The organism is Pseudomonas sp. 8O (assembly GCF_902506495.1).
GTDB lineage: Bacteria > Pseudomonadota > Gammaproteobacteria > Pseudomonadales > Pseudomonadaceae > Aquipseudomonas > Aquipseudomonas chaetocerotis.
The window spans coordinates 34,527-41,710 of the sequence record NZ_LR733266.1; the positions used below are offsets into that span (position 1 = coordinate 34,527).

General features: G+C 64.2%; 6 protein-coding genes. 5 read left to right on the forward strand and 1 reads right to left on the reverse strand.

Annotated features, from left to right (window positions below):
- Positions 1-126 precede the first annotated feature (126 nt).
- The 3 genes from GV002_RS21090 to GV002_RS21100 all read left to right on the forward strand — a co-directional run bounded on the left by GV002_RS21090 (position 127) and on the right by GV002_RS21100 (position 4,089).
- Entirely contained in the window at positions 127-645 is a 519-nt protein-coding gene (locus GV002_RS21090) for an RNA polymerase sigma factor (protein WP_160020242.1), read from the forward strand.
- Positions 642-1,601, forward strand: coding sequence for a FecR domain-containing protein (locus GV002_RS21095; RefSeq protein ID WP_160020243.1), 960 nt, complete (start codon positions 642-644; stop codon positions 1,599-1,601). The genes GV002_RS21090 and GV002_RS21095 overlap by 4 nt, the downstream gene beginning before the upstream one ends.
- A 79-nt stretch (positions 1,602-1,680) precedes the next feature.
- Positions 1,681-4,089 (forward strand): TonB-dependent siderophore receptor, encoded by a 2,409-nt coding sequence (locus GV002_RS21100; RefSeq protein ID WP_160020244.1) that lies wholly within the window; start codon positions 1,681-1,683, stop codon positions 4,087-4,089.
- 203 nt (positions 4,090-4,292) lie between these two features.
- Here the strand turns inward: GV002_RS21100 and GV002_RS21105 are convergent, their stop codons facing one another.
- Positions 4,293-4,940: a hypothetical protein gene (locus tag GV002_RS21105; RefSeq protein ID WP_160020245.1), complete on the reverse strand. Its 648-nt coding sequence runs from the start codon at positions 4,938-4,940 to the stop codon at positions 4,293-4,295.
- A 143-nt stretch (positions 4,941-5,083) separates the two neighbouring features.
- Here GV002_RS21105 and GV002_RS21110 point away from each other — a divergent pair, with 143 nt between their 5' ends.
- Positions 5,084-5,695, forward strand: coding sequence for a LysE family translocator (locus GV002_RS21110; RefSeq protein ID WP_160020246.1), 612 nt, complete (start codon positions 5,084-5,086; stop codon positions 5,693-5,695).
- Entirely contained in the window at positions 5,695-6,885 is a 1,191-nt protein-coding gene (locus GV002_RS21115; protein WP_160020247.1) for a benzoate/H(+) symporter BenE family transporter, read from the forward strand. Before GV002_RS21110 ends, GV002_RS21115 begins: the two co-directional genes overlap by 1 nt.
- Positions 6,886-7,184 lie beyond the last annotated feature (299 nt).

The following is a 7,184-nucleotide window of genomic DNA, read 5'->3' on the forward strand; positions in this document are numbered from 1 at the left end:
TTGCCGTCCTTCCCCTGCCCTTCGCGCCACCGGTCACGCCACGCCAAAGCGTGATTGCACCCTGACACGACCTCTGCGATCATATGCGAATCATTATCACCTTAACTTAGATCTCGCGAGGTGCGCGTGTCGGTTCAGGATTCCAGCAATCAGCAACTGGTCGGTCTGCTTTATCGCGATCACCGTGACTGGCTGTTCGGCTGGCTGCGCAAAAGCCTGAATTGCGCGCAGCGCGCCGAAGACCTGAGCCAGGACACCTTCGTCCGCCTGCTCGGTCGCACTGACCTGCACAGCCCGCGCGAGCCCAGAGCCCTGCTGACCACCATCGCCAAGGGGCTGCTGGTCGACCAGTTTCGCCGCAATGCGTTGGAACGTGCCTACCTGGAAGAACTCGCGCTGGCTCCGCAAGCCGTGCAGCCCAGCCCGGAAGAACAGGCGCTGGCGCTAGAGCAACTGGCCGAAATCGACCGCCTGCTCGGCCAATTGTCGAGTAAGGCACGCGCCGCTTTCCTCTATAACCGTCTGGATGGCCTCGGTCATGCCGAGATCGCCGAGCGTCTTGGCGTGTCCCCGTCGCGCGTGCGTCAATACCTCGCCCAGGGCCTGCGCCAGTGCTACATCGCGCTGTACGGAGCGCCGCAGTGAGCCAGGTATCGGCTCGCGTGCTCGATGAGGCCATCGCCTGGCAGCTGTGCCTGGACTCGGGCGAAGCCAGCGAGCAGCAGCGCCACGCCTTCGCCGACTGGCTGGCCGCGCACCCGGAGCATGGCCTGGTCTGGCGACGCCTAGGCGGCATCGACCAGCAACTGTCTGCCGCCAACGCGCCGATGGCGCGGCGCGCCCTGTTGCAGAGCAGCATCAGCCGTCGGCGCAGCCTGCGCCGTCTTGGCGGTAGCGCCCTGAGCCTGCTGCTGGCCGCAGGTGTAACGCTGGTACTGCTGGCTCAGCAGCGCCCGCTTGGCGATTACCTCGCCGATTACCACACCGCCAGCGGAGAACAGCGCGACCTGCTGCTCGCCGACCGCAGCCAGGTGCGCCTCAACAGCCGCAGTGCGCTGGATATCGAATTCGACGACAACGAACGACGCCTGCGCCTGCGCAGCGGCGAAATCCTGATCCAGACCGCCCAGGGCGATACCCGTCCCTTCATCGTCGAGACGGACCAGGGGCGACTGCGTGCGTTGGGTACTCGCTTTCTGGTCCGACGCGAAGGGACTGCGACCGAATTGATCGTATTGCAGTCGGCGGTTGCTGCCAGGCCGTTGGCCAGTTCGCAGGAACGCATCATCCACAGCGGCGAGCAGGTGCGCATGGACAGCCAGCACCTCGGCTACAGCCATCCTGCCCCCATCGGCGCCGACGCGTGGAGCCGCGGCATGCTGGTGGCGGACAACCTGCCCTTGCAGCGTCTGATCGATCAGCTTGGCGAATACCGCAGCGGTTATCTGAGCCTCGATCCGAGCCTGGCCGGGCTGCGCATCAGCGGCAGCTTCCCGCTGCACGACAGCGACAAGGCACTGGCCGCTTTGGCGCTGAGCCTGCCCGTGCGTAGCGAACAACTGGGCCCCTGGTGGACTCGCGTGGTGCCGGCAGAAAAATAATTTTCTCCCCCCTGTCATTTTTCTTTCGTGCTTCGGCAAAAGGACATTGAGATACATTAACTCTTAGGAGACGTTCGCAATGTCCTTCCGCCCTGCTCCCTTCCGCCACACGCTGCTGGCCCTGACCATCGCCTTTGCCGGCCATGCCGGGCTGGCCCATGCCGAGGCCTACCAACTGCCTGCCGGCCCTCTGGCAGCCACGCTCAACCAGATCGCCAGCCAGGCCGGCGTGACCCTGAGCATCGATCCGGCCCTGACCGAGGGCAAAAACTCGGCACCGGTCAGCGGCGACTACGAAGCCATCGAAGCCCTCGATCAGGCGCTGCGTGGCACCGGCCTGCAGCTGCAAGGCGGCAGCGGTGGCACCTACAGCCTGGCCCCTGCAGCAGAAGCGGCAATGGCACTGCCGGACGTGACCGTGACAGCCAGCGAACAGGCCGCCGAGACCGCCTGGGGCCCGACCCGTGGTTATCTGGCCAACCGCACCGCAACCGGCACCAAGGCCGACACGCCGCTGCTGGAAACCCCACGCTCGATCTCCGTCGCCACCCGCGAGCAGATGCAGGACCGCAAGGTGCAGAACCTCGATGATGCCGTGCGTTATATGCCGGGTGTCATCGCCAGCAGCTACGGCAGCGACAGCCGCGCCGACTGGATGAAGATCCGCGGCTTCGAACCGATCCAGATGCTCGACGGCCTGCCGCTGCCCAAGGGCAGCTACACCATGGCCAAGCTGGAAACCTGGAACCTGGAGCGCGTTGCCGTACTGCGCGGCCCGGCCTCGGCCGTGTATGGCCAGACCCCGCCCGGCGGCCTGGTGGATGCGGTCAGCCGCCGCCCGCAGGCCGAAAGCAGCCATGAAGTGCAGGTGCAGGTTGGTAACTACAATCACAAGCAGATCAGCTTCGACAGCACCGGCAAGATCGACGATGAAGGTCGCTTTCTCTACCGTTTCAGCGGTACCGGCCGTGACAGTGGCACCGTTATCGAACATATGGACGACCAGCGTTTCAACCTGGCGCCCAGCCTGACCTGGAATATTGCCGACGACACCAGACTGACCTTCCTCGGCCAGTTCAACCGCGACGATACCGGCGGCACCAGCCAGTTCCTGCCCCTGCAGGGCACCAAGCTGGGCACGCCAGCCGGCAAGGTCGATTACAACAAGAACCTGGGTGACCCTGACTGGGAGTTCTACGACAAGACGTTCTACGCACTGGGCTACGCCTTCGAGCACCGCATCAACGATACCTGGCAGTTCAATCAGAACCTGCGTTACAGCAAGCTCGAACTGGACAACCAGATCATCACCGCTGGCGGCTGGGCAAGCGCCGTGGCCGATGACGGCACGGTGGCACGCGGTGCCAACGTGTACGACGAGAACATCAGTCACTTCGCCGTGGACAACAACTTCCAGGCGGACTTCAACACTGGCGCAATCGGTCACACCCTGCTGCTCGGCGTAGATTATCTGCGCGTCAACACCGATTACCGCTGGCTGTACGGCACTGCCCCGAGCAGCAACATCATTCGCCCGATCTACGGTCAGGATTTCAGCGGTGTCGCCTATACCGCTTTCCAGGACTACAACCAGAAGCGGCGCAACACCGGCCTCTACCTGCAGGATCAGATGGCACTCGACGCCTGGCGCCTGACCCTGGGTGGTCGCTGGGACCGGCTGGATACCGACTCGGTGTTCTACAACGCCAATAACGCCAAGGACAGCCGTCGCGACAGCCAATTCAGCGGCAACGCAGCGCTGAGCTACGTGTTCGATTCCGGCTTCACGCCCTATGTGTCTTATGCCGAATCCTTCCAGGCCGAAGCGGGCGGCAACAGCGGCGCCGCGTTCAAACCCAGCACCGGCAAGCAGTACGAACTGGGCATCAAGTATCAACCGCCGGGCAGCGACATGCTGTTCACCGCCGCCGTCTATGACCTGAAGCGGCAGAACATCGTCACCACCAACACCGCCGGCGCCACCGAGCCGGTGAGCGAGGTGCAAGTGCGCGGCCTAGAGCTGGAGGCTACCGGTAACGTCACCGAGAACCTCAGCCTGACGGCGTCCTACAGCTATACCAACAGCAAGATGACCGAGGTCGGTGACCCGCGCGACAAGAACCGCGCCCTGCCGCTGATCCCCGAACATCAGGCGTCGATCTGGGCCGACTATGACTGGAACAAGGGTGTACTGGCGGGCGTCGGCATCGGTTTTGGTGCCCGCTTCGTCGGCTCCACCGACAACATTGCCGTCGGCAGCATGGGCTTCGTGCGTGATCCTTCCGACGGCCACAGCAGCGCCTATACCGTCTACGACGCCGCAGTGCGCTACGACCTCGGTCAGCTCGATGCCAACCTGCGTGGCGCCAGCGTATCGCTCAACGCCAACAACCTGTTCGACAAGGAATACCTTTCGACCTGCGATGGTTTCTATTGCTACGCAGGTGACCCGCGCCGGGTCACGGCCAGCCTCGATTACAAATGGTGACCAGCCGATGGGCTAATGCCTGTCAGTCAAACGTAGAAAAATGACTGTGTAGGAGCCAGCTTGCTGGCGATCAAGCGTCTCGGCGAGCACCAGCCTCACAGAGGCAAAGCATCGCCGGTAAGCCGGCTCCTACAGGGCTGTAGCGCTGCCCCGCGGTGATTTGGCCTTGTGCCCATCAGACAGCTCTTGCCGTTTGGACGCAGTCAGTGCGCCCCCCCCTGCAACTCGGCAGCGCCCTTGAAGAACACCAGCATCAGCGCCACCCCGGCACCGAGCAACGGCAGCAGCGCCACCAGCATCAACAGCACGCTGGTCAGCATCAGCCCACCGACGATATCGAGCCAGGCCATCACCTTCAGCGACGGATAGGGATATTGCAGTTTAAGCAACCGTATCCCCAGCCAAGTGGTGCAGAGCCCCGTCAGGCACAGCAGCGCCACATAACTCAGCGTCTGCCAGTCCAGCCCTGCAAACAGCTGCTCGCCGAACAGCAGGTCGGCCAATTCAAGCAGCAGGGAAACTACCAGCACGGCCCATACCGGTACGCTCAGGTTGCGCGCAGCGAAGCGAGCTTCGGCAAAAGCCTTGAAACGCAGCAGCAGATAGCAACCGAGTAGTGTCAGCGCCAGCCTCAGCCAGTCGGTGTAGCCAAACAGCAGTTCAGCCTCATGTGCCTCCAGCAGGGCACCGGCGAACAGCAGTCCAACTACCAGGACATTGACCACTACCGAGACCAGTGCCAGCCAGCCCAGCACCTGCAACTGCCTGGCGCTCCAGCCTGGCAACGACTGCACGCCAGCGCTATCGAGCAATTCCACCTGCGGTGCACTGTAGGGATTGTCCGGTTGCATCGCCTTTATCCTTGTTCAGTAAAAAACCGAGACTAACCATCCAGGCAGTGCTTGACCAGACTGTACGGTTCAACCCGCCGGTGGCTGTACCGCGACGCCACTGCAGCCGCGCAATAGGCTTTGCCAGTCACCGGAGAACGACCATGTCCACCGAACTGCTGCTCGCCTTCATCGCCTTCGCCTTCGTCACCTCGGTGACGCCCGGCCCCAACAACATGATGCTGCTCGCCTCTGGAGTGAACTTCGGCGTGCGCCGCAGCATTCCACACATGCTCGGCATCAGCCTGGGTTTCATGCTGCTGGTGGCCGCCGTGGGCCTGGGCCTCGGCCAGGTGTTCCAGCGCTTACCGGTGCTGCACGACGTGCTGCGCTATGTCGGCGCCGCGTACCTGCTTTACCTGGCCTGGAAGATCGCCCAGTCCGGCGCGCCGCAAAGCCGCGAGAATCCCGAGGCCAAGCCGTTCACCTTCATCCAGGCGGCGGCCTTTCAGTGGGTCAACCCCAAGGCGTGGATCATGGCCATCGGCGCCATCACCACCTACACGCCGCAGGATGGCTTCTTCAGCAACGTGCTGCTGATCGCCGCGCTGTTCGCGCTGGTCAACTGCCCAAGCGTGGGGTTGTGGACCGTCGCCGGTAGCCTGCTGCGCAAATGGCTGGACAACCCACGCGCGCTGCGCGCCTTCAACATCGGCATGGCGCTGCTGCTGGTCGCCTCGCTTTACCCCATCATCGTTGACACTGGAACGTTCTGATGCGAGACGCCGCCCCTACTCGTCTGCGCCCACTGGCGGACACCTCCACCTCGGCCGTGGTCGCCGGCTTCATTGCCATGCTCACCGGCTATACCAGTTCCCTGGTGCTGATGTTCCAGGCCGGCCAGGCTGCCGGCCTGAGCAGCGGACAGATCTCCTCGTGGATCTGGGCCCTGTCGATCGGCATGGCGCTGTGCTGCATCGTGCTCTCGCTGCGCTATCGCGCGCCGGTGATGATCGCCTGGTCCACCCCCGGCGCCGCGCTGCTGGTCACCAGCCTGCCGCAGGTATCCTACGGTGAGGCCATCGGCGCCTACATCCTGGCCTCGGGATTGATCGTGCTGATCGGCCTGACCGGCACCTTCGACCGCCTGATGCGCCGCATCCCCGCCTCCATCGCCGCCGCCCTGCTGGCCGGCGTGCTGTTCAAGATCGGCCTGGAAATCTGCGTGGCCGCCGAGCAGCAGCCGATTCTGGTGGTTGCCATGCTGCTCGCCTACCTGCTCGGCAAGCGCCTGTGGCCGCGCTACTCGGTACTCTCTGCGTTGATCGTCGGCAGCGTGCTGGCCGGGATCTTCGGCCTGCTGGATTTCAGCGATTTCCAGCTGCAACTGGCCACGCCTGAGTGGACGACGCCAAGCTTCTCGCTGGCCGCCGCCATCAGCATCGGCATCCCGCTGTTCATCGTTGCCATGGCCTCGCAGAACCTGCCGGGCATGGCCGTATTGCGCGCCAATGGCTACGACGTGCCGGCCTCACCGCTGCTGACCAGCACCGGCCTGGTGTCGATCCTGATGGCGCCGTTCGGCAGCCATGGCATTCACATGGCGGCCATCAGCGCCGCCATCTGCGCCGGCCCGGAGGCCCATGAGGACCCACGCAAGCGCTACACGGCGGCGGTCTGGTGCGGGGTGTTCTACGCCATCGCCGGCATCTTCGGTGCCACCCTCGCTTCGCTGTTCGCGGCGCTGCCGGCGGCGTTGATCCTGTCCATCGCCGCACTGGCGCTGTTCGCTTCGATCATCGGCGGCCTGACCCAAGCCATGAGCGAGCCCAACGAGCGCGAAGCGGCGCTGATCACCTTCCTGGTCACCGCCTCCGGCATGAGCCTGGCCGGCGTCGGCTCGGCATTCTGGGGTATCGTTGCTGGCCTGTTGACCCTGGCGATCCTCAACTCCGGCAAACGCTAGCCACCCCGTACGGGAACGCTCTGCAAGGCCACCCCGGATTGCATCCGGGCTACGGTTCAGGGCAAGCAGTAGGGTGCGCCGTGCGCACCGCCAGCGACGCGGTCTTCTTGGTGCGCGCAGCGCACCCTACCGTTCGGCCACCGCTTCGTGGGCCAGTTCGGTGCCATGCATGCGGTTGCCGCACAAACCGAACAGTACCGCCGTAAGGCCGCCCCGGATTGCATCCGGGCTACGGTTCTGGGGCAAGCAGTAGGGTGCGCCGTGCGCACCGCCAGCCATACGGCCTTCCCGTTGCGCGC